Here is a 20,096-nt window from a genome sequence, read left to right on the forward strand (position 1 = left end):
AGGCCGGCTCCGGCTAGTTGCCCGGGGGGCGTACCGGCCCGTTCCGGTTAGCCGCGGGGCGGCCTGTCGTGGCGTGCCGGCCTGTTCTGGGCAGTGAGGAAGCTCCGCAGGCCCCTGCTCAAGGCCGCCCGTTCGGCCGGTTCCATCGCCGCCAGGGCCTTGGCCAGGGCCCCTGCCCGGCGGTCGGCGACCTCGCCCAGCACGTGCCGGGCGTGCGGGGTGAGCATCAGCAGCACCTCGCGGCGGGTGTCCGGGTGCGGGACGCGCTCCAGGAGGCCTGCCGCCGCCAGGCGGTCGCAGAGCCGGCTGGCCGTGGGGAGGCCGATGTCCAGCCGCTCCGCCAGCGCCGTGAGGTTCAGGCCGGGCGCCGCCTGCAGGATGCGCAGCGCCCGCAGCTGGTGCGGGGACAGCCGCAGGGAGGCCTCCTGGGCGGCGACCGACCACAGGTCCGTCAGGCTCTCCACGGCATCGGCGATCTGCGCCGCGACGGCCTCCGGGCCGTCGTCCGGTCTCCTCGCCCGGTAGTCGCCGGGGCCGCCGAGATCGGTCACGAAACGATCACTTTCCATAAGCTCTGGGTGCAGCGGAGGTCGCCCTCTTGCAAAGGCTGTACCCGAAGAGCCGAGGGACAAGCAGTCCCGTTCAGCGCTCCCGCCGGATCAGCCGGCGCTGAGCTCCGTCAGCGCGGCGAGCGGCAGCGTGTGCTGGGTCTGCAGCACCTTGGCGCGCAGGTAGCGGACGTTGTGCGCGGTGGTGAAGACGCCGGTGGGGACGCGGTCGCGCACGCCGACGCCCAGCTCGCGCAACTGGCCCGCCTTGTCGGGGTTGTTGGAGAGCAGGTCCAGCTCGCCGATGCCCAGGGCCCGGAGCATCTGGGCCGCCGCGGTGTAGTCGCGGGCGTCCTCCGGCAGCCCCAGGGCCGCGTTCGCCTCGTACGTGTCCAGGCCCTGGTCCTGCAGGGCGTACGCGTCGAGCTTGTTGTAGAGGCCGATGCCCCGGCCCTCCTGACGGAGGTAGAGGAGCACGCCGCCGCGCTCGGCGATGCGCTCGACCGCCTCGCGCAACTGGGGGCCGCAGTCACAGCGGGCCGAGCCGAACACGTCCCCGGTCAGGCACTCGGAGTGCAGCCGCACCAGCGGGACCGGGCCCGGCTCGCCGAGGACGACGGCCACGTGCTCCTGGCCGTCGGCCAGGCCGTGGAAGGTGACGAGCTCGGCGTCGACCTCGTAGCCGTCGTGGAAGCGCAGGGGGACCCGGACGCGGGAGCGCGGGGTGGCGATGACAGCGGGGGTGTCGGGCATGCGGGGCCTCCGGGTTCCGTTTCCTGTCGGCTGCACAGCCGTATTCCTGGCGGCTGCACAGCCGTACTGCTTCAGATTTGAAGCAGAACCACGATCGGAACCCTACTCGTGCTTTAAATTTGAAGCAATGAGGGATACGGCCCCTGTGGCGCGCGTCACGAACAGGCCGACGAGGCTGCCCTCCGCCGCCACGGCACGTCGTCCGAGTCCGGCCGCGTCCCCTCCTCCTGGAGGCCCTGGGCGATCGCCGCGGAGATCTCCTCCAGCTGTCCCACCTGCTCCGCGCTGAGCCGGTCGAACAGGAAGCTCCGTACCGTCTCGACATGCCCGGGCGCCGCCCGCTCCAGGACGGCGAAGCCCTCGTCGGTCAGGGCCGCGATGCTGCCCCGCTTGTCGTAGCGGCAGGCCTCGCGCCGCACCATGCCGTCCTTCTCCAGCCGCGTCACCGCGTAGGTCAGCCGACTGCGCGTGATCTTCAGCCGCTCGGCGAGATCGGTCATGCGCAGCCGCCGTTCCGGGGACTCCGACAGGACGGACAGGATGGAGTAGTACAGGTGCGGCATGCCGGCGTCCTGCTGGAGCTGCCGGTCGATCGCGTCCTCCAGGAGCAGCGAGGCGGCGATGTAGGCGCGCCAGGCGCGCTGCTCCTCGGGGGTGAGCCAGCGAGTCGTCATGCCGCCAGTGTAGGTTTGTTTCAAACTTGAACCAAGCCCTGTCCCTTCCGCCGTCCCGACCAGCCGCGGAGCGTCGATGCCCCACCCGTACGTCCTGCTGTCCGCCGCCGTCTCCCTCGACGGCTACCTGGACGACACCGGACCCGAACGCCTCCTCCTGTCCGGCCCGGCCGACTTCGACCGGGTCGACGAGGTCCGGGCGTCCGTCGACGCGATCCTGGTCGGCGCCGGCACGATCCGCGCCGACAACCCGCGCCTCCTGGTCAACTCCGCGGAGCGGCGCGCCGCCCGCACCGCCGCAGGCAAGCCGGAGTACCCCCTCAAGGTCACCGTCAGCGGCACGGGCGAGCTCGACCCGGACGCCCGCTTCTGGCACACCGGCGGCGCGAAGGTCCTCTACACCACCGACCAGGGCGCCGAACGCGCCCGCGCCCTCGGCCTCGCCACCGACGTCGTCCCCCTCGGCCCCGGCCTCGACTGGCGGCGGCTCCTCACCCACCTGCACGACGTCCGGGGCGTACGGCGCCTCATGGTCGAGGGCGGCGGCGTGATCCACACCCAGCTCCTCACCCAGGGCCTCGCCGACGAACTCCAGCTGGTCCTCGCCCCGCTCTTCGTGGGCGACCCGGCGGCACCCCGCCTCTTCGGCCCCGGCGGCTACCAGTCCGGCCGGCTCCGGCTGCTGGAGACGCGGCGGATCGAGGACGTCGTCCTCATGCGCTACGAACCGACCGCCCCGGGCACCGGCCCCCTCCCGGTCGCCGCCGACCACCACTGGCTGGCCCGCGCCTGCGCACTGGCGGCGGAGTGCCCGCCGTCGGACACGGCGTTCAGCGTGGGCGCGGTGGTGGTCGCGGCCGACGGCACGGAACTGGCCCGCGGCCACTCCCGCGAGGGCGGCGACCCGGTCGTGCACGCGGAGGAGGCGGCCCTGGCCAAGATCGACCCGGCCGACGGGCGCCTGCCCGGCGCGACGGTGTACAGCAGCCTGGAGCCGTGCGCCCGCCGCGCCTCCCGCCCCGCACCCTGCGCCCGGCTGATCCTCGACGCGGGCGTACGGCGGGTCGTCACGGCCTGGCGCGAGCCGGACACCTTCGTGGCCGCGGCCGACGGCAGCGGTGTCCTCGCCGCCGGGGGAGTGGAGGTCGTCGTCCTGCCCGAACACGAGGAGCGGGCCAAGGCCCCGAACCGCCACCTGTCGCCCTGAGTACGGGCCACGACCTGTCGTACGGAGTACGGACCACGACCTGTCGTACGGACTGCGGCCGTCGTGCTGATCGCGGGCCGATCGGCCCAACAGATCCTGCGCCCGTGCCTTGGGAAACCCTGACCCACGCGGGCGCCCCGGGCGGCTGAGCGGCGGGTGTGCGCGAGCGGTCCCGCGGATGGCGTACACTGGTGTCACAACGACGCGGGGTGGAGCAGCTCGGTAGCTCGCTGGGCTCATAACCCAGAGGTCGCAGGTTCAAATCCTGTCCCCGCTACTGAAGGCCGAGGGCCGGAATCCGAAAGGGTTCCGGCCCTCGGTGTTTCCTCTGGGCCCTCCATTACTTTCGGTGAGTGAATCGCGCCGCTCCGCATAACGACTGACACACCGTCAAAACCCGTGAGTCACTTACGTGGCGGTCAACTCGCCCGATTTGGCCCGGTCATGGGGGGTAAGTCCGCGCGAAAAAGGTTAATGATCAAGCGGAATCGCTGGAATACCCACCGCGCGTCTATTAACGTTCGATAACGCAGCGCGGTCGTCCCAGCCGTCACAGAAGGCGGCTCCGTGCGCACGCGCCGAATCCCGAAAGGGAACCGGGGAACCACCACTTGGGGTGAATCGCACGCATACCGCCGTGGAAGCACGGTCGGTATACGCGCGTAGGAGACCTTCCTGCTCCGAACCCGTCAGCTAACCCGGTAGGCGAGAAGGAAGGAAAGGAGTACGCCCACGTGGCGTCCAACCGGCCTGCCCCCGCGGCCCCGTTCGCGCAGAACCAGCGCGACACCGAGACCTTCGGCTACGGAGGTCAGCGCACCGACGAGGGCCCGTTCCAGGAATGGAACCCCACCGCGGAGTCCATCCGTCCCGTCCGCGGCCGGCATCGCGTCACCAAGCAGCGCGGCGGAGGACTCGCCCGCAGCTCCACCGTCCTGGGCGTCGGCGTCATAGCCGCCGTGGGCGCCGGCGGCATGGCCAGCGCCCAGACCGGCAAGCCGCCGGTGTCGATCTCCGTGCCGGACCTTCCCTCGGTGGGTTCCCTCATCTCGGACGACGACACCCCCCAGGGCTCCGCGACTCCGCTCAGCAGCCTCGGCACCGCCACGGCGGACGCCGAGCAGGGCAGCTCCGGCGCCGGCGAGGCGCTGCGCGCCCGGATCATGGCCCAGGCCGAGCACCAGCAGGACCAGATCGAGACCAAGGCCGCCGAAGAAGCCGCGGCCGCCGCCGAGAAGGCCGCCAAGGAAGCCGCCGCCAAGGCCGAGAAGGAAGCCAAGGCCAAGGCCGCCGAAGCCAAGCGGAAGGCGGAGGAGGAGGCCCGGAAGAAGGCCGAGGCCGAGCGGCTCGCCGCCCTCGCCAAGCAGTACACGCTGCCCACCTCCTCGTACACCATCACCTCGACCTTCGGTCAGGCCGGTGCCTACTGGTCCTCCGGCTACCACACCGGCCTCGACTTCGCCGCCCCCACGGGCACGCCGATCAAGGCGGTGCACAGCGGCACCATCACCGAGGCGGGCTGGAGCGGTTCGTACGGCTACAAGACGGTCCTGACCCTCGATGACGGCACGGAGATCTGGTACGCGCACCAGTCGTCGATCGGCGTCAGCGTCGGCCAGAAGGTCAGCACGGGCGACGTCATCGGCCGCGTCGGCGCCACCGGCAACGTCACCGGTGCCCACCTCCACCTCGAGGTGCACTCCGGCGGTTCCGGCAGCGGGATCGACCCGCTGGCCTGGCTGCGCGGCAAGGGCCTGAACGTCTGAACCACGGCGTCCTCGGTTCCGTGCGGAGGGGCGTTTACGGGAGTTTTGCGTCCGCTGTGGAATGAGCCTCCCCCGCACGGCCGTTGACACGGGACATGACTTCTCTGCGCAAACTCGGCTCCTCCGAACTCGAGGTCTTCCCGCTCGCCCTCGGCGGCAACGTCTTCGGCTGGACCGCCGACGAGGACCAGTCGTTCGCCGTCCTCGACGCCTACACCGCCGCCGGCGGCAACTTCGTCGACACCGCCGACGTCTACTCGGCGTGGGCCGAGGGCAACCAGGGCGGTGAGTCCGAGACCGTCCTCGGCAAGTGGCTCCGGGCGCGCGGCAACCGCGCCGATGTCGTCGTCGCCACGAAGGTCAGCCAGCACCCCGAGTTCCAGGGACTGTCCGCCGCCAACATCAAGGCCGCCGCCGACGCCTCCCTGCGCCGCCTCGGCACCGACTACATCGACCTCTACTACACGCACTTCGACCGGCCCGAGGTGCCGGTGGAGGAGATCATCGGCGCCCTCGACGACCTCGTGAAGGCCGGGAAGGTGCGCCACATCGCCGCCTCCAACATCTCGGCGGAGCGGCTGCGGGAGTCCCTGGAGTTCTCCGACCGCGAGGGACTCGCCCGGTACGTGGCCCTCCAGCCCCACTACAACCTGGTCTCCCGCGACACCTACGAGGGCGAACTCCAGGACCTCGCCGAGCGGAGCGGTCTCGCCGCCGTTCCGTACTACGCGCTCGCCTCCGGCTTCCTCACGGGCAAGTACCGGCCCGGTACGACCGTCGACAGCGCGCGGGCGGGCAGTGCCGCGCGGCACCTGGAGACCGAGCGGGGGCGGAAGGTCCTCGACGCCCTCGACGAGATCGCCTCGGCGCATGACGTGCCCGTCGCCACGGTGGCGCTGGCCTGGCTCGCCGCGCAGCCGACCGTGGCGGCGCCGATCGCCTCCGCGCGGACGGTGGAACAGCTGCCCGCGCTGCTGGGCGTGGGCGACCTGACGCTCTCGGAGGCGGAGGCGGAACGGCTTACCGAGGCCTCTGCCTGAGGCAGGCCTGGGGATACCCCCTAGGAGCGGTACGGGTTGTACGCGGGGTACGGCGTCGGCTGGTGGCCGTAGCCGTACACCCCGTACACCGGCCAGGGCGGGGCCGCCACCGGGACCGGAGGGGCCGTGATCCGGGCCGCGTGATCCAGCGCGGGGCGGGCTGCCTCCCGGCGCCGCCACAGTTCGTCGAGGAGCTCCCGCTCCCGGACGGCGAAGTCGGCACCGACCCGGCCGCGGCCGGCCCGGTGCCGCAGGAACGCCAGGGACGTCGCGTACGCCTCGTACCGGGCCACCTCCCGCGCCGCGGCCTTCCCGGCGTGCCGGCGGGCGTACTGGCGGGCGATCCGCCGGGCCCGCATCGAGCCGAGCGCGTACGGCTCCGCCGGGGTCAGCCAGCCGGCCACGGCGTACGCGGGCAGCTCCTCCCGCACGGTCCTGAGTTCCCGCTGCCGCGTCCAGACCACCAGCCAGGTCAGCAGCCCGAAGATGGGCACCATGAACGCCGCGTACACGGCGAAGAAGCCGTACTCCCCGAACGTGGACGAGCCGTTCCACATCGCGTGCATGCCCATCGCGAGCAGCAGCCCGGCGAGCGGGAAGGCGACGCGGCGGACGGGGCGGCGGTCCGCCGAGAGCGCGGCGATGCCGAAGCCGATGCCGGTGAGGACGGTGAAGAGCGGGTGCGCGAACGGCGACATGACGATGCGCACGAAGAAGGTCGCCGCCGTGACGGAGGCGATGCCGGTGTGGCCGGTGAGCTGGTCGGTGCCGAAGGCCGTGCCCAGGTAGAGGATGTTCTCCGTGAACGCGAAGCCGGTGGCGGTGACACCGGCTATGACGACTCCGTCGACGATGCCGGTGAAGTCGCGGCGGCGGAAGAGGAAGACCAGTAAGACGGCCGCCGCCTTGGCCGACTCCTCGACCACGGGGGCTATGACGGTCGAGCCGAGGGTGTCCGCGCCGGCCGGGTCCGCGGTCGCCGTCGCTATCCATCGCGTCGCGAAGCTGTTGGCGACGATCGCTATCAGCGCCGCCGCGCAGGCGCCCCAGGCGAAGCAGAACACCAGGTTCCGCCAGGGGCCCGGCTCGACCCGGTCCAGCCAGCGGAACGCGGCTATGAGCAGCGGCACCGGGAGGACGGCCAGCCCCAGTCCGACCAGGAACCCTTCCGTGCCCGTCTCTTCGCGGACCAGGGCGAGGATGACCAGGCCGGAGAGCGCGAGGAGCGTGGTCGGCGCGCCGTAGCGCACCCAGGGGCGCTGCCACCAGTGGGCGTGCCGCAGGGCGCCGGGGGCGCCGGGCGTGGGCGCGCCGTCGGTGGGGCCGCTGGGGTACGACGGGTGTGGGGGGCAGGTGGCCACGGCATTGACCCTAACGACGGAGGGGCGCTGTCCGCAGACGGAGACCGCCGGATGCGGTCAGGCGCCGGTGGGGGGTTGGTCCACGTGCTGTACGCGGCGGAAGAGGAGGTCGTTCACGACATGTCCCTTGTCCAGTCCCTGGCCCTCGAAACGGGTCAGCGGCCGGAAGTCGGGGCGCGCCGCGAAACCGCCGTCCGCCTGTGTGTTCTCGAAGTCGGGGTGTGCCGTGAGGACCTCGAGCATCTGTTCGGCGTACGGTTCCCAGTCGGTGGCGCAGTGCAGGATCGCGCCGGGCCGGAGGCGGGTGGCGGCCAGGGTGAGGAAGGCCGGCTGGATGAGTCTGCGCTTGTGGTGCCGCTTCTTGGGCCAGGGGTCGGGGAAGTAGACGCGCAGGCCGTCGAGGGAGTCCGGGGCGAGCATCTCGCGGAGCAGGATGATCGCGTCGCCGTTGGCGACCCGGATGTTGGACAGGCCGTTCCGGTCGGCGAGATTGAGCAGGTTGCCCTGGCCGGGGGTGTGGACGTCGACGGCGAGGATGTTGGTGGCGGGGTCGGCCGCGGCCATCTGGGCGGTGGCCTCGCCCATGCCGAAGCCGATCTCCAGGACGACGGGGTTGTCGTTGCCGAACAGGTCGGGCAGGTCGAGGGTCCGGCTGCCGTCGATGTCGAGGCCCCACTTGGGCCAGAGCCGCTGCAGGGCGTCGGCCTGACCGGCTGTGACCCGGCTCCGCCGGGGCTGGAAACTCCGGATCCGCCGCTCGAAGTGCGACCCGGCGGGGTCGGCCTGCGGCCCGTCGGGGAAGCGCGGCTCTCCCTTGGCCCGGCTGTGCCGGAGGGAGACGCCGGGGGTGTGGGGCGGGGGTGCGGGGGTGTTCGCGGAGTCAGACACAGTGAGGTCGATTTTACGGGCGGTGAGTGGGGGTGCGCGCCTTCGCCTCCGCGCCGGGGGTGGGTCGGGGCCGCGCCGGGGGGTGTCCGTCCTCGGAACGGCGCGATCGACTTGCGTGCCGGCGCACTGTCCGTTGACGCGCCAACCGCTGCGGGCGGACACCCCCCGGCACGTCCCCTTGCGTCGTCCGGCGGGTGCGGGCCGCCGGTTCCGCTCAGCTGCGGGCAATCGTGCCGCTAAGGGCGGCACGGGTGGGCGTGGGGGTCCCCCCTGCTCGAGCGAAGCCGAGAGCTTGGGGGAGGCACCTCGTCGCGCCGAGTTGCGCACCCACCCGGCCTAGCACCGACGCCGGGCACCGGCACACTCACAGCGCGCTCAGTGCCCTGCGCGCCACCTCCCTGCCGATCGGCAGGGACGCCGTGGCCGCGGGAGAGGGTGCGTTCAGTACGTGGACCGTGCGGGGGCCCTCGCGGATCAGGAAGTCGTCCACCAGCGTGCCGTCGCGCAGTACCGCCTGGGCCCGCACACCCGCCGCCGTCGGCACCAGGTCGTCCTCGGACACCCCGGGCAGCAGTCTGCGCACCGCCTCCGTGAACGCCGCCTTGGACAGCGACCGGCGCAGCTCACCCGCCCCGTACCGCCAGTGCCGACGGGCGATGTGCCAGGAGCCGGGCCAGGTCAGCGTCGACCCCAGCTCGCGCCAGCGGACCGTGCCCCACCCGTATCCCTCGCGGGCCAGCGCCGGGACCGCGTTGGGGCCGATGTGGACACCGCCGTCGATCCCGCGGGTGAGGTGCACCCCGAGGAAGGGGAACGCCGGATCGGGGACGGGGTACACCAGCCCCCGGACCAGCTCCGGCCGGGCCAGCTCGTAGTACTCGCCCCGGAACGGCACGATCCGCACCTCCGGCTCGTCCCCGGTCAGCCGGGCGATCTCGTCGCAGTGCAGGCCCGCGCAGTTCACCATGACCCGCCCGCGTACGACGTCCCCGGCCGCCGTGAGCACCGCGACCCCCCGCTCGGGGCGGCGGTCGACGCGGACGACCCGCGTGCCGTACCGGATCTCCGCCCCCGAGCCGTGCGCCAGCTGACGCGCGACCGCGACGAAGTCGCAGACGCCGGTCGTGCCGACGTGTATGGCGGCGAGGCCCCGCACCTCCGGCTCGTACTCCGCGATCTGGGGTGCGCCCAGCTCCCGCACCGGAATGCCGTTCTCCCGGCCGCGCTGCACGAGCGCGTGCAGCCGGGGCAGCTCGGCGCGGTCGGTCGCGACGATCAGTTTGCCGGTGACCGCGTGCGGGATGCCGTACTCGGCGCAGAACTTGACCATCTCGGCGGCGCCCCGCACCGCGTAGCGCGCCTTGAGGGAGCCGGGGCGGTAGTAGATGCCGCTGTGGATGACGCCGCTGTTGCGCCCGGTCTGGTGCCGGGCCGGGCCGGGCTCCTTCTCCAGGACGGTGACACGTGTGCCAGGTGCGGCGCGGGTGATCGCGTACGCCGTCGACAGGCCGACGATTCCGCCGCCGATCACCAGCACGTCACAGTCGTATGCGGTCCGCACCCGCACCACCTCCCACTACCGATAGTGCACTGCGCCACTGACAGCGCCTTCAAACGCGGAGAGGGGCAGTAGGCAGGTACATGCTCAGGCAGGGGCCATCAGCAGCGGCCTCGCGCGCTCGCGGAGCTCCACCACCCGGGGCTCGTCCCCGTACGGCTCCAGCCGGTGCAGGAGGTCCTTCACGTACTCCGTCGTACGGGCCGACGAGATGCGCCCGGCGACCTCCACCGCCCGCACCCCCTGCTCGCACGCCGCGTCCAGGTTGCCCGACTCCAGTTCGGCCACGGCCGACACGACCAGGCGCAGGCCGTGCGAGCGGACGAACTCCTCCGTCGGCTTCGACAGGGCCTGCTCCGTGAAGCGGCGGACCTGGCGGGGTGCCTTGAGGTCGCGGTAGCACTCGGCCGCGTCGGCGCAGAAACGGTCGTAGGAGTAGAAGCCGAGCCAGCTCGGGTCGTGGTCGCCGGGGCGGGCCCGCTCCAGCCAGCTCTCGGCCGCCTTCAGGGCGCCGCCGGCCGCCTGGGCGTCGCCCGCACGCGCGTGTGCCCGGGCCTCGACGAGGCGGAAGAAGCTCATCGTGCGGGCCGTCGCCAGTCCGCGGTTGCGTTCCAGGGCGGCCTGGGCGAGGTCCACGCCCTCGTCGCCGAAGCCCCGGTAGGTGGCTTGGAGGGACATGGAGGCCAGGACGTAGCCCCCGAGGGGGACGTCCGCCGCCGCCCGGGCCAGGCGCAGGGCCTGGATGTAGTAGCGCTGGGCCGCTTCCTGCTGGCCCGTGTCGAAGGCCATCCAGCCGGCGAGCCGGGTGAGTTCGGCGGAGGCGCCGAAGAGGGCCCGGCCGACCTCGTCGGAGTAGGAGCCGAGCAGGAGCGGGGCGGCCTCCACCCTTAAGCACTCGGGGACCATCGACGAACGCCAGTCGCCGCCGCCGTACTTGGAGTCCCAGCGCCGCGCGTCCTCGGCGGCCTCCCGCAGCTTCTGCACATCGCTGTGGCCGACTTTGAGCGGTGCGCCGGAGCCCTCACCGGGGCCCACGTCACGCGCGACCGAACTGTCGGCCGGGGTTATCAGCCATCGCGAGGCGGGCGTCGCGTACGCGCTCACCGCGAACGATCCGGCGAGCGACTGCCAGATGCCGCCGGAGCCGGCGCGCCGGCCCGCGAGGTCGAGGCGGTACAGCTCCGTCGCGGACTTCACCGCCTGGCCGACGTCCCGCGGGAAGGCGAGGCCGACTTCGGGCGCGGGGTCGGCGTCCGCCAGGCCGATCTCGTGGAGCGGCACCGGGCGGCCGAGCTTCTGGCCGATGGCGGCGGCGATGAGGTGCGGCGCCGCACCCTGCGGCACCATGCCCTTCGACACCCAGCGCGCCACCGACGTCTTGTCATAGCGAAGCGTCAGTCCTCGCTGAGCGCCAAGATCGTTGACGCGCCGCGCGAGGCCTGCGTTGCTGATTCCCGCGAGGGCGAGAACGGCGCCGAGTTTTTCGTTCGGCCCGCGTTGCTCCCTGGACATGCGCCACCCCTCGACACAGACGGCTGCCGTGCTGGCATAACCACGCGGCATTCGTAAACCCAGCGTAGTTCGCCGCATCCCAAGCGTTAAGGGGCATTGTTCCGGTTGGCGGGATTGTGGTCCGTACTGAAGTGCGGTTCAGATACAGCCTGTTGCGGCGTGCTCCCGCTGTGTGGCAGTGCGCCTGTCCGTGCGCTCTTCTCCGGCCATCGCGGGAGCGGTTCCATGGTCCCTGCGTGGGTCGGCCCGCTGTACTGGATCCAGTGGGCTGGGGGACACCGCCGCCTCCATCCCCGCGGGCGGCGGAACGGTCCGGGAGGCGCGCCTCGTCTCCCGGACTACGCGACCGGGCGACGCGGCGCCCAGCCTGTACGGAGCGTGTTCGAGGCTGCTCGCGTATCGGCGATTTGGCTGAAAATCGACCCCGTCGTTCGCGGGGTATCAGGGCTCCGACCACGGTCGTTGAGGGCGCGTCCGGCGTGTTTGGGGCGCGTATCGGGGGCGCATTCGCGTCGCAGTCGTACTGGTGACGTGTCGCTGGCGGGGCTTGTCCCGTGGCCGGATGGTCGCGTAGCGGTGCCGTCTCCGCGCTCTCTGCTCCGCCTCCCGTTGCTCTTCTTCTCCGCCTCTCGTTGAGTCCCGTCGAGCCCGCCCGTCGTGCGGCGGTCTAGCCCGCCCGTCGTGCGGCGGTCTAGCCCGCCCGTCGTGCGGCGTACGGGAGTTCGGGGTGTTCCGGGCGGCGTAGGCGGCTCCGCCGGGGCGCATTCGGCGGAGCGCAAGCGGCGCGGGCACCCTCTGGAGCGCTTCCTTCATGGCAGCATGGTGAACCGGTTCGTACGGTGCACTGGTTGTCCACAGCCTGTGGAGGCGGCGATGCGGTGGTTGGTGGGATGGAGCAGCACCGCCGCGGGAGCCGTCGCTGCCGGTTCGGCGGGGGCCACCGGGCACGACGGTGAGACCCTGCACCCGGTGGGTTCCCAACTCCTGTGGGGTGATCCCGATCCGCTGTGGGCCGTCGGCGACTGGCGCCCCGACGAGGTGCGCGTCGTGGCGGCCGACGACCGCACCCGGATCGCCGTCCTCGGCATCTGCGGCGCCACCGACGAGCAACTGCGCGTCGCCCTGTTCGCCGCGCGCGGCGGGGCACTCCGGCATCTGACCGCCTGGTCCGGGAGCTACACCGCGATCGTGCAGGTCGGCAGGAGGATCACCGTCTGCGGTGATCTCGCGGGCGCGCGGCCGGTGTTCTACACACCCTGGGCCGGCGGCACGGCGTACGCGACGGCCGCGCTGCCGCTGGCCGACCTCATCGAGGCCAACCTCGACTTCGGGCACCTCGCCGCGCTGCTGGCCGCCCCTGACGTGCCCGCCGCGCTCCACGACTCCACGCCGTACGACGGCGTGAAGCGCATTCCGCCGGGGCATGCCCTCATCCTGCGCGCCGGGGCGCGGGAGGTCGCCGGGTACGAGCCCGTCGCCTCGCTGGCGGTCGCCGCTCCGCCCGCCGATCCCGACAGCGCGGTCGACGCCGTACGCGACGCCCTCGTGGAGGCCGTACGGACGCGGCTGTCCGCGCCGCGGCACGTTCCCGGGGCGGACATCGACCCCGGGCCCGTGCCCGGCATGGGACCCGCCGAGCGGCGTGCCGCGCGCGGGATGCCGGTGCCGGGGATCGGGGCGGACCTGTCCGGCGGGCCGGCCTCCGGGACACTGGCGCTGCTGGCCGCGGGGCTGCCCGGGATGCCGGGCACCGTGCTGGGGCACGGCACGGGCGCGGGGGAGCGGCTGCTGGCCGTCACGTTCAACGACCTCGCCGTCGCGGGGCGCGAGGCCGAGCTGGAGCGGGCCGGGGCGCTGGCGGCGAACCCGCGGCTGCACCACGTGGTCGTGGCCGGTGGCGAGGAGACCCTGCCGTACGCCGACCTGGACGTCCCGCTGACCGACGAACCCGGGCCGTCCCTGGTGTCGGCGGCCCGGCACCGGGCGCGGCTGGCGGCCGGCAGCGCGGACCACTTCACGGGGTACGGCGCGCGTCAGGTCCTGGACGCCCATCCCGCGCGGCTGGCCGACCTGCTGATGGACCGCAAGCGGCGCCATCTGGTCCGGCCGGTCGCCGCGCTGGCCAAGGCGGACGGGTCGGTGCTGGTCCCCGCGCGCGTGTACGCGGCGGCGCGGCGGCTGTCCCGTACGCCGTACCGGGCCGGGCTGGAGACCCTGGCCGAGCGGCTGCTCGACCACCGGTCGGACGACGGCCTCGACGCGCCCGGCGGGGCGGTGGATGCCTCGCTCGCCGCGCTGACCTGGGGCAGACCCGGGCCGGCGGCGCGCTGGCTGACCGGTGAGGCGCTCGCTGAAGTATCGGTTCGCCTTCAGGCGTCGACGCACCGGTCGGAGTTGGTGGGTCCGGGGCAGCGGCCGGGTGACTTCCGCGCGCGGGCGACGCTGGCGCGGCACGCGGCGGACCTGCGGGTGCTGGAGCAGGCCGCGGAGGTCCGCTTCCAGCGGCTGCACGCGCCGTTCCTCGACAACCAGGTCGTACGGGCTGCCCGGGCGCTGCCCGAGGCGTTGCGGGTGCGGCCGGGGGCGCGGGCGGCGATCCTGCGGACGGTGCTGGAAGGGGCCGGGGTGCGGGAGTTGCCCGCGGGGTGGGGTGCGCCGACCCAGGCGACGGCTGCGGCCGCGGCGCGTACGGGGCTGCGGGTGGCGGCGGACTCGCTGGTCGCGCTCTTCGACACGCCGCTGCTGGCGGAGGCCGGGCTGGTCGAGGCCCGGGTGGTCCGCAAGGCCCTGCGGGGCGCGGCGGCGGGCGAGCCCCTCCCCCTGGACGGCCTCGCCGACCTGGTCTCCCTGGAACTGTGGCTCCGCCGCCTGCTGGCCCGCCGCGGCACGTGCTGGACGGGGACGCCGGCGCGGCAGCGAGCGGTACCGGCGGGGATCGCGCCGCAGCGGGGGGCGTTGGGGGCGGGGGCCGGTGGGGGGCGGCGGGGGTAGCGGGGGTAGCGGGTGGTCGCCGAGTTGTGCCGGCTGCCTCGGTGGGGGTGCGCGTCCTCGCCTGCTCGCCGGGGGTGGGTCGGGGCCGCGCCGGGGGGTGTCCGTCCTCGGAACGGCGCGATGGGGCCCTTCACCGACTAACTCGCGTTGACGCGCCAACCGCTGCGGGCGGACACCCCCCGACACGTCCCCTTGCGTACGACGGCGGCTGCGGGCGCATCGTGGCTGCCGCCTCAGCCGCCTCAGTCAGTCGCCTCAGCGGCCTCAGCTGCGGGCGCGCGGGGGCGGGCCACCGGTCCGCTCTAGCTGCGGGCAATCGTGCCGCTAAGGGCGGCACGGGTGGGCGCAGCGGCACCCCGCTACGCCGGGTTGCGGACCCACCCGGCCTCAAGCACAACGCCGGGCACCGAACCCGCGCCGGGCCCCTTCGCAACCGCCCGCGGAAACGCCCCGCACCGAAAACCCTCCGAGCCTCGCCCCCACCCCGGACACAATGACCCCGTGCGGTACAGAATCCTGGGCGTCACCACGGCAGAGGACGAGCACGGCTCGGTCGTACCCGTCGGCGGCCCCCGCCTCCGCGCCCTGCTCACCGCCCTCGCCCTGCGCCCGTCCCGGCTCACCACCCCCACGACCCTGATCGACGAGGTCTGGGCCGACGACCCGCCCCAGGACGCCCCCGCCGCCCTCCAGGCCCTGGTTGGCCGGCTCCGGCGAGCCCTCGGGAAGGATGCCGTGGTCTCCGAGACCGGCGGCTACCGACTCGCGGCCACCCAGGAGGACATCGACCTCTTCGTCTTCGAACGGCTCGTCCAGCAGGGCACCGACGCCCTCGCCGCCGACGACCCCGCCCGCGCGGAACAACACCTCGACGCCGCCCTCGCCCTGTGGCGCGGCCCCGCCCTCGCCGACCTCCCCGACCGCTCCGCCGCCACCCGCCCGGAGGCGACCCGGCTGGAGGCGACCCGGGCCCGGGCCGAGGCCCGCCTGCGGCTCGGCCGCGCGCCGGACGTCGTACCGGAACTGCGGGAACTGACCGCCGTCCACCCCTACGACGAACCGCTGCACGCCCTACTGGTGCGCGCCCTGCGCGAATCCGGCCGCGCGGGCGACGCCCTCGCCGCGTACGAGTCCGCCCGCCGCGCCCTCGCCGACGGCCTCGGCACCGACCCGGGGCCCGAACTGCGCGCCCTCCACGCCGAACTGCTCGGTTCTGCCACGCGGGAGGAGAGACCCGCGCCCGCTCCGCCCGAGCGCACCGGCAACATCCGTCCCCGGCTGACCTCTTTCGTCGGCCGGGAACCCGAGATCGACGCCATCCGTTCCGATCTGCACAGGGCCCGTCTCGTCACCCTCACCGGACCGGGCGGCTCTGGCAAGACCCGTCTCGCCGAGGAGGCCGCCGCCGGGCTTCCGCAGGCGTGGCTGGCCGAACTCGCCCCGCTCGACCGGCCGGAGGCGGTGCCGGGAGCGGTGGTCAGCGCGCTCGGTCTGCGCGAGACCGTGCTGATGACCAGCGAGCTCACGGCCGTGCAGGACGACCCCGTCGCCCTGCTCGTGGAGTACTGCGCCCCGCGCAGCCAGCTGCTGATCCTTGACAACTGCGAGCATGTCATCGGCGCCGCCGCCCACCTCGCCGAGACCCTGCTGACCCGCTGCCCGGGCCTGACGATCCTCGCCACCAGCAGGGAACCCCTGGGCGTGCCCGGGGAGTTGGTGCGGCCGGTCGAGCCGCTGCGGCCGGACCACGCCCGCCGGCTGTTCGCGGAGCGCGCCGCCGCCGTCCGCCCCGACGCGGACGCCGTGCTCCGCGACGAGCAGGCGGTCGCGGAGATCTGCCGCCGGCTGGACGGCCTGCCGCTCGCCATCGAGCTGGCTGCCGCCCGGCTCCGGCTCCTCACGCCCCGGCAGATCGCCGACCGGCTCGACGACCGCTTCCGCCTCCTCACCTCCGGGAGCCGTACGGTCCTGCCCCGCCAGCAGACCCTGCGCGCCGTCGTCGACTGGTCGTGGGACCTGCTCGACGAGGCCGAGCGCAGAGTGCTGTGCGAGCTGTCGGTGTTCGCGGGCGGCTGGGACCTCGCGGCGGCCGAGGCGGTGTGCGGCGGGCCCGCCGCCGAGCTGCTCGGGGCGCTCGTCGACAAGTCCCTCGTCGTGGCGGCCCCCTGCGCGCGGGACGGCTCCGGCGGCATGCGCTACCGCATGCTGGAGACGATCCACGAGTACGCCGTCGAGCGCGCCGCCGAGGTCCCGCCGCTGCGTGCCGAGGCCGAGCTGCGGCACCGCGCGTGGGTGCGCGCGCTGGTCGAGCGGGCCGAACCGCAGCTGCGCTCCGCCGGTCAACTGCCCTGGATCTCCCGTCTGGAGGCCGAGCTGGACAACATCCGCGCCGCCCTCGACCGGGCCCTCACCGCCGGGGACGAGGCGGAAGCCGGTGCCGTCGCCCTGGCCATGGGCTGGTTCTGGTGGCTGCGCAACTACCGGCACGAGGGCGTGGAGTGGCTGGATCGGATCCTGCGCCTGGGAGCGGCTCTCGACACCGGCGTCCGCCTGACGTCGGGGGGAGAGCCGTGCCCGCCCGACCCCGTCGACCATTTCCTCGCCGCGCCGGACGGGGAGGCGGGGCATCCGCTGCACGCCCTGCGGATGGATCTGCGCATGCAGCATCTGTTCTTCCTGGCCGAAGCGGGGCCCCTGCAGGAGTTCGTGGAGCAGCGGCGGCCGTACGTGGAGCGGGTGTGGGCGCTCTTCGCGGAGGGCGGACCGCGGGCGGCCCGACTCCCGGGGCTCGTCTGGCCGATGCTCTGCAGCTTCGCGGCCGGCCAGGCCGAGCAGGGCGAGCAGGCCGAGCAGGCCGAGCAGGGCGACCTCCGGGCCGTCATGGACTCGGCCGTCGCCAACTGCCGCGCCCACGGCGGGGACTGGGAGACCGCCGTCGCCCTGATGTTCCGCACCCACATGGTCGTCGACGCGCCCGGCGACCTGGCCGGCGTCGACGACGACCTGGCGGAGCTGCGGATCCTCAGCCGCCGCGTCGGGGATCGCTGGCTGCGGGCCCAGGTGTGCAGCGCGGCCGGCGAGGCGGCCATGGCGCGCAACGGTTTCGAGGAGGCCAAAGGCGAGTACGAGGAGGCGCTGCGGCTCGCCTACGAGGTGGGCGCGTACGCCGAGTCGCCGTTCCTGATCGCCCGGCTCGCCGAGATCGCCTACCGTGCGGGTGACCGGCCGGCCGCACTGGCGGCGCTGGACGAGGCGAGCGCCGCGTCCGACCGGTACGGCGTGGCGGACTCCAAGGCGTTCGTCCTGCTGCTGAGCGCCCAGATGGCGTCCGAGGAGGGGCACACGGCCCGGGCGCGCGACCTGTGCGAGGCAGCGCGCGCGGAGACCGGGCGCGGCACACCGCCCCCGCAGTTCATGGTGATGCTGCAGCTGGTCGACGCCGTCATCACGGCGAGCGAGTCGGGCCCGGAGACAGCCCTGCCCAAACTGACCGGAGCCCTCCGGGAAGCCGTCGACAAGCGGTGCTCGGACACGATCCGGGCCACGGTCGCGGACGGCGGGGCGGGGCTGCTGGCCGACCTCGGCGACTTCCCGCGCGCGGCACGGCTGCTCGGCGCCGCCGACCACTGGCGGTCCGGCCGCCCGCGCCCCATGCCGGAGCACGCCCAGGCGGAGCGGATCGACGCCGAGGCCCGCGCGGCCCTGGGCGCCGCCCGGTGCGACGAGGAGCGTGCCCGGGGCACCGCCCTCACGGCGGACGACGTCCTGCGCGAACTGACCGAGGCACAGCGCGCGTCCACGGTTAGCCGCAGGTGAACTTCGACTCCGCCCAGTCGGCCGTCATCAGGGTGTCCAGGGTGCTGTGCGGCTCCACCACGAGGCGTACGGTGCTGCGGCCGGTGAGGTTCACATGGACGGGGACGGCCGGGTCACCGCCCTCGACGAGCCCGGACCGCCAGAGCCGGGCCCCGTCGGCGTAGACGGAGAAGTACACCTTGCCGAGCCCCAGCGTCATGTCGTCCACGCCGACGAACGCGTCGTACGAGGAGCAGGAGCGGTTGAGGTCGATGGTGACGGAGGAGCTGCCGTGCACGGTGACGCCGTGCGCGTACCGCCGGTCCGCGACCGACATGCCGTACCGCTGCCAGACCCAGCTGCTCGCGCCGATCCGGATCTCGGGCTTCGTGCCGTCGCCGCTGACGTCGTAGGACAGTTCGCTCAACTGGTAGACGGCCGGGGGCGGTGGGGCCTCGGTCGGGGTGGGCGGGGGCGTCGGCTCGGGTCCGGGCGCCGGAGGCGGTGTCGGCCTGGGTTTCGGGGGTGCGGGCGGCGAGGTGGGTGTCGGCGCGGGGGCCGCGGCGGGCGGGGGAGCCGGGGTGGTCCTGGAGGACGGTGTCGGCGCGGGCGTCTCGGCCCGTGCGGGCACGAGGGCCGGCGGGCGCGGTCCGGGTTCCCGCTCGGTGGGGGTGGGCGTGGGCTCGCCGGGGCGCACCGCCGGTGACGTCGGGGAGGGCGGCGCGGTCCTCGCCTCCTCCTCGGGTTTCTCGCTGCCGGTCAGGGCCAGGACCACCGCGGCCACGACGCCGACGGCGACCACACCGGCCGCGATCCCGGCCTTCACCGGCGCGCCGAGCCCCTCGGAGGCCGCCGCACCACCGCCACCGGCCCCACCGGACGAGCCGCCGCCCGCCGCCGCCCCGCCCGACGAGCCGCCGCTCGCCGCCGCGGCGGCTCCCGCGGCACCGGCCGCGCCCGCGCCCGTGCCTCCGGCGATGAGACCGGCCGCCTTGGCGTACCCGGCGGCACCGAACCAGCCGATGACAGCGACCGGCACGACGGCCGGGATGCCCCCGGCCACCTCCTCGATCTGGCTCGCGGCCAGCCGGCACCGCGCGCACTCCTCCAGGTGCTTGCGCAGCCCCCGCTCGGCCCGCGTGCGCAGCCGGCCCCGGGCGTACGTGCCGAGCTGGTCGGCATAGCGCGCGCACGCCTCGTCACCGGTGAGCGTGTCACTGACGTGGGCCTGGAGGTAGGCCTGCTTGAGGCCCTCGCGGGCCCGGCTGGCGAGCACGCGCGTGCCGTTGGCGTCCAGCCCGAAGAGCGTGGCGACCTCACTGGGCGACTCGTCCTCGACCTCGGTGTGCCACAGCACGGCCTGCCACCGCTCCGGCAGTGACCGGAAGGCCCGCATGGCCATGGACCGCTCGGCCTCGTGCATCGCCCGCACGTCCGCGCCCAGTTCGAGCGTGTCGTCGTCGGACACGTGGGAGCCGCGCGCGGACTGGGTGGCGAACACCGCGAAGTCGTCGACGAGCTGCTCCCGCCGCGCCGACCTCGTCCAGGAGGCGGCGACACGGCGGACGGAGGTGAGCAGGTACGCGCGTACGGCGTGCTGCGGGCCGGAGCCGCCGCGCACCGCCTGGAGCATGCGGGCGAAGACCTCGGCGGTCAGGTCCTCCGCGGTGTGGGCGTCACGGCAGCAGGTGCGGGCGTAGCGGCGCACGGCCAGTGCGTGGCGCCGGTACAGCTCCTCGTAAGCCGTGTCGTCGCCCGAGCGCATCCGGTCGATGAGATCGGCGTCGGACGGCGGCAGCTCGCGCGGCGGCGGCAGGACGCTGTCCTCGCGCCACGCGCGCTGGGCCGGGACCGAGCCGTCGACGGGGTACCCGCCCTGCGGGCCGCTCGCGCGACCGCCCTGGCTCGGCACCTGCGGCGGGACCTGGCCGCCGGCCGCGGCGTCACCGCTCCCGCTGCCGCTCGACTCGTCCCGCCCGTCAACGCTCATCGCGGAAAGCCCC

Annotated in this window: 13 protein-coding genes, 1 tRNA gene and 1 riboswitch; of the genes, 6 read left to right on the forward strand and 8 right to left on the reverse strand. The window is 73.9% G+C overall.

The window, feature by feature from the left end:
* Positions 1–47 precede the first annotated feature (47 nt).
* The 3 genes from ABZ386_RS30845 to ABZ386_RS30855 form a co-directional block, all read right to left on the reverse strand.
* Entirely contained in the window at positions 48–551 is a 504-nt protein-coding gene (locus ABZ386_RS30845) for a MarR family transcriptional regulator (protein WP_351347930.1), read from the reverse strand.
* A 108-nt stretch (positions 552–659) separates the two neighbouring features.
* Positions 660–1,301, reverse strand: coding sequence for a GTP cyclohydrolase II (ribA, locus tag ABZ386_RS30850; RefSeq protein ID WP_037766823.1), 642 nt, complete (start codon positions 1,299–1,301; stop codon positions 660–662).
* A gap of 155 nt (positions 1,302–1,456) precedes the next feature.
* A complete protein-coding gene (locus tag ABZ386_RS30855) occupies positions 1,457–1,975 on the reverse strand; it encodes a MarR family transcriptional regulator (protein WP_351347933.1) in 519 nt (172 codons plus the stop codon).
* Between the two features lie 76 nt (positions 1,976–2,051).
* On the opposite strand from ABZ386_RS30855, the gene ABZ386_RS30860 reads away from it, so the two are divergent.
* From ABZ386_RS30860 to ABZ386_RS30875, 4 genes are all read left to right on the forward strand, one after another.
* Positions 2,052–3,182, forward strand: a complete 1,131-nt coding sequence (locus ABZ386_RS30860; protein ID WP_356503464.1) for a dihydrofolate reductase family protein — start codon at positions 2,052–2,054, stop codon at positions 3,180–3,182.
* 203 nt (positions 3,183–3,385) lie between these two features.
* A tRNA-Met gene (locus tag ABZ386_RS30865) sits at positions 3,386–3,459 on the forward strand.
* Between the two features lie 289 nt (positions 3,460–3,748).
* Positions 3,749–3,905: riboswitch (cyclic di-AMP (ydaO/yuaA leader) on the forward strand.
* 11 nt (positions 3,906–3,916) lie between these two features.
* A complete protein-coding gene (locus ABZ386_RS30870) occupies positions 3,917–4,948 on the forward strand; it encodes a M23 family metallopeptidase (protein WP_351347937.1) in 1,032 nt (343 codons plus the stop codon).
* 95 nt (positions 4,949–5,043) lie between these two features.
* Positions 5,044–5,988 (forward strand): aldo/keto reductase, encoded by a 945-nt coding sequence (locus tag ABZ386_RS30875; protein WP_358966825.1) that lies wholly within the window; start codon positions 5,044–5,046, stop codon positions 5,986–5,988.
* A gap of 20 nt (positions 5,989–6,008) precedes the next feature.
* Here the strand turns inward: ABZ386_RS30875 and ABZ386_RS30880 are convergent, their stop codons facing one another.
* The 4 genes from ABZ386_RS30880 to ABZ386_RS30895 all read right to left on the reverse strand — a co-directional run bounded on the left by ABZ386_RS30880 (position 6,009) and on the right by ABZ386_RS30895 (position 11,307).
* Positions 6,009–7,349 carry a PrsW family intramembrane metalloprotease gene (locus tag ABZ386_RS30880; protein ID WP_355719565.1) on the reverse strand — a complete coding sequence of 447 codons (1,341 nt, stop codon included), beginning with the start codon at positions 7,347–7,349 and terminating at the stop codon, positions 6,009–6,011.
* A 57-nt stretch (positions 7,350–7,406) separates the two neighbouring features.
* A complete protein-coding gene (gene trmB / locus ABZ386_RS30885; protein ID WP_355719562.1) occupies positions 7,407–8,237 on the reverse strand; it encodes a tRNA (guanosine(46)-N7)-methyltransferase TrmB in 831 nt (276 codons plus the stop codon).
* A 364-nt stretch (positions 8,238–8,601) separates the two neighbouring features.
* The gene (gene lhgO / locus ABZ386_RS30890) at positions 8,602–9,807 is read right to left on the reverse strand and encodes an L-2-hydroxyglutarate oxidase (protein WP_351347945.1); all 1,206 of its coding nucleotides are present in this window, start codon (positions 9,805–9,807) and stop codon (positions 8,602–8,604) included.
* Positions 9,808–9,882: 75 nt separating this feature from the next.
* Positions 9,883–11,307 carry an MFS transporter gene (locus ABZ386_RS30895; RefSeq protein WP_114253924.1) on the reverse strand — a complete coding sequence of 475 codons (1,425 nt, stop codon included), beginning with the start codon at positions 11,305–11,307 and terminating at the stop codon, positions 9,883–9,885.
* Positions 11,308–12,180: 873 nt separating this feature from the next.
* Between ABZ386_RS30895 and ABZ386_RS30900 the strand changes: the two genes are divergently transcribed.
* Complete coding sequence (locus ABZ386_RS30900; protein ID WP_351347947.1) at positions 12,181–14,298, forward strand: asparagine synthase-related protein; 2,118 nt, start codon at positions 12,181–12,183, stop codon at positions 14,296–14,298.
* A gap of 501 nt (positions 14,299–14,799) precedes the next feature.
* A complete protein-coding gene (locus ABZ386_RS30905; RefSeq protein WP_358966829.1) occupies positions 14,800–18,114 on the forward strand; it encodes a BTAD domain-containing putative transcriptional regulator in 3,315 nt (1,104 codons plus the stop codon).
* Here ABZ386_RS30905 and ABZ386_RS30910 read toward each other — a convergent pair.
* Complete coding sequence (locus tag ABZ386_RS30910) at positions 18,101–20,083, reverse strand: sigma-70 family RNA polymerase sigma factor (RefSeq protein ID WP_358966832.1); 1,983 nt, start codon at positions 20,081–20,083, stop codon at positions 18,101–18,103. The two genes, ABZ386_RS30905 and ABZ386_RS30910, sit on opposite strands and share 14 nt — an antisense overlap.
* Positions 20,084–20,096 lie beyond the last annotated feature (13 nt).

The sequence above is a fragment of the Streptomyces sp. NPDC006140 genome (genome assembly GCF_040628815.1).
In the GTDB taxonomy this organism is placed as follows: domain Bacteria; phylum Actinomycetota; class Actinomycetes; order Streptomycetales; family Streptomycetaceae; genus Streptomyces.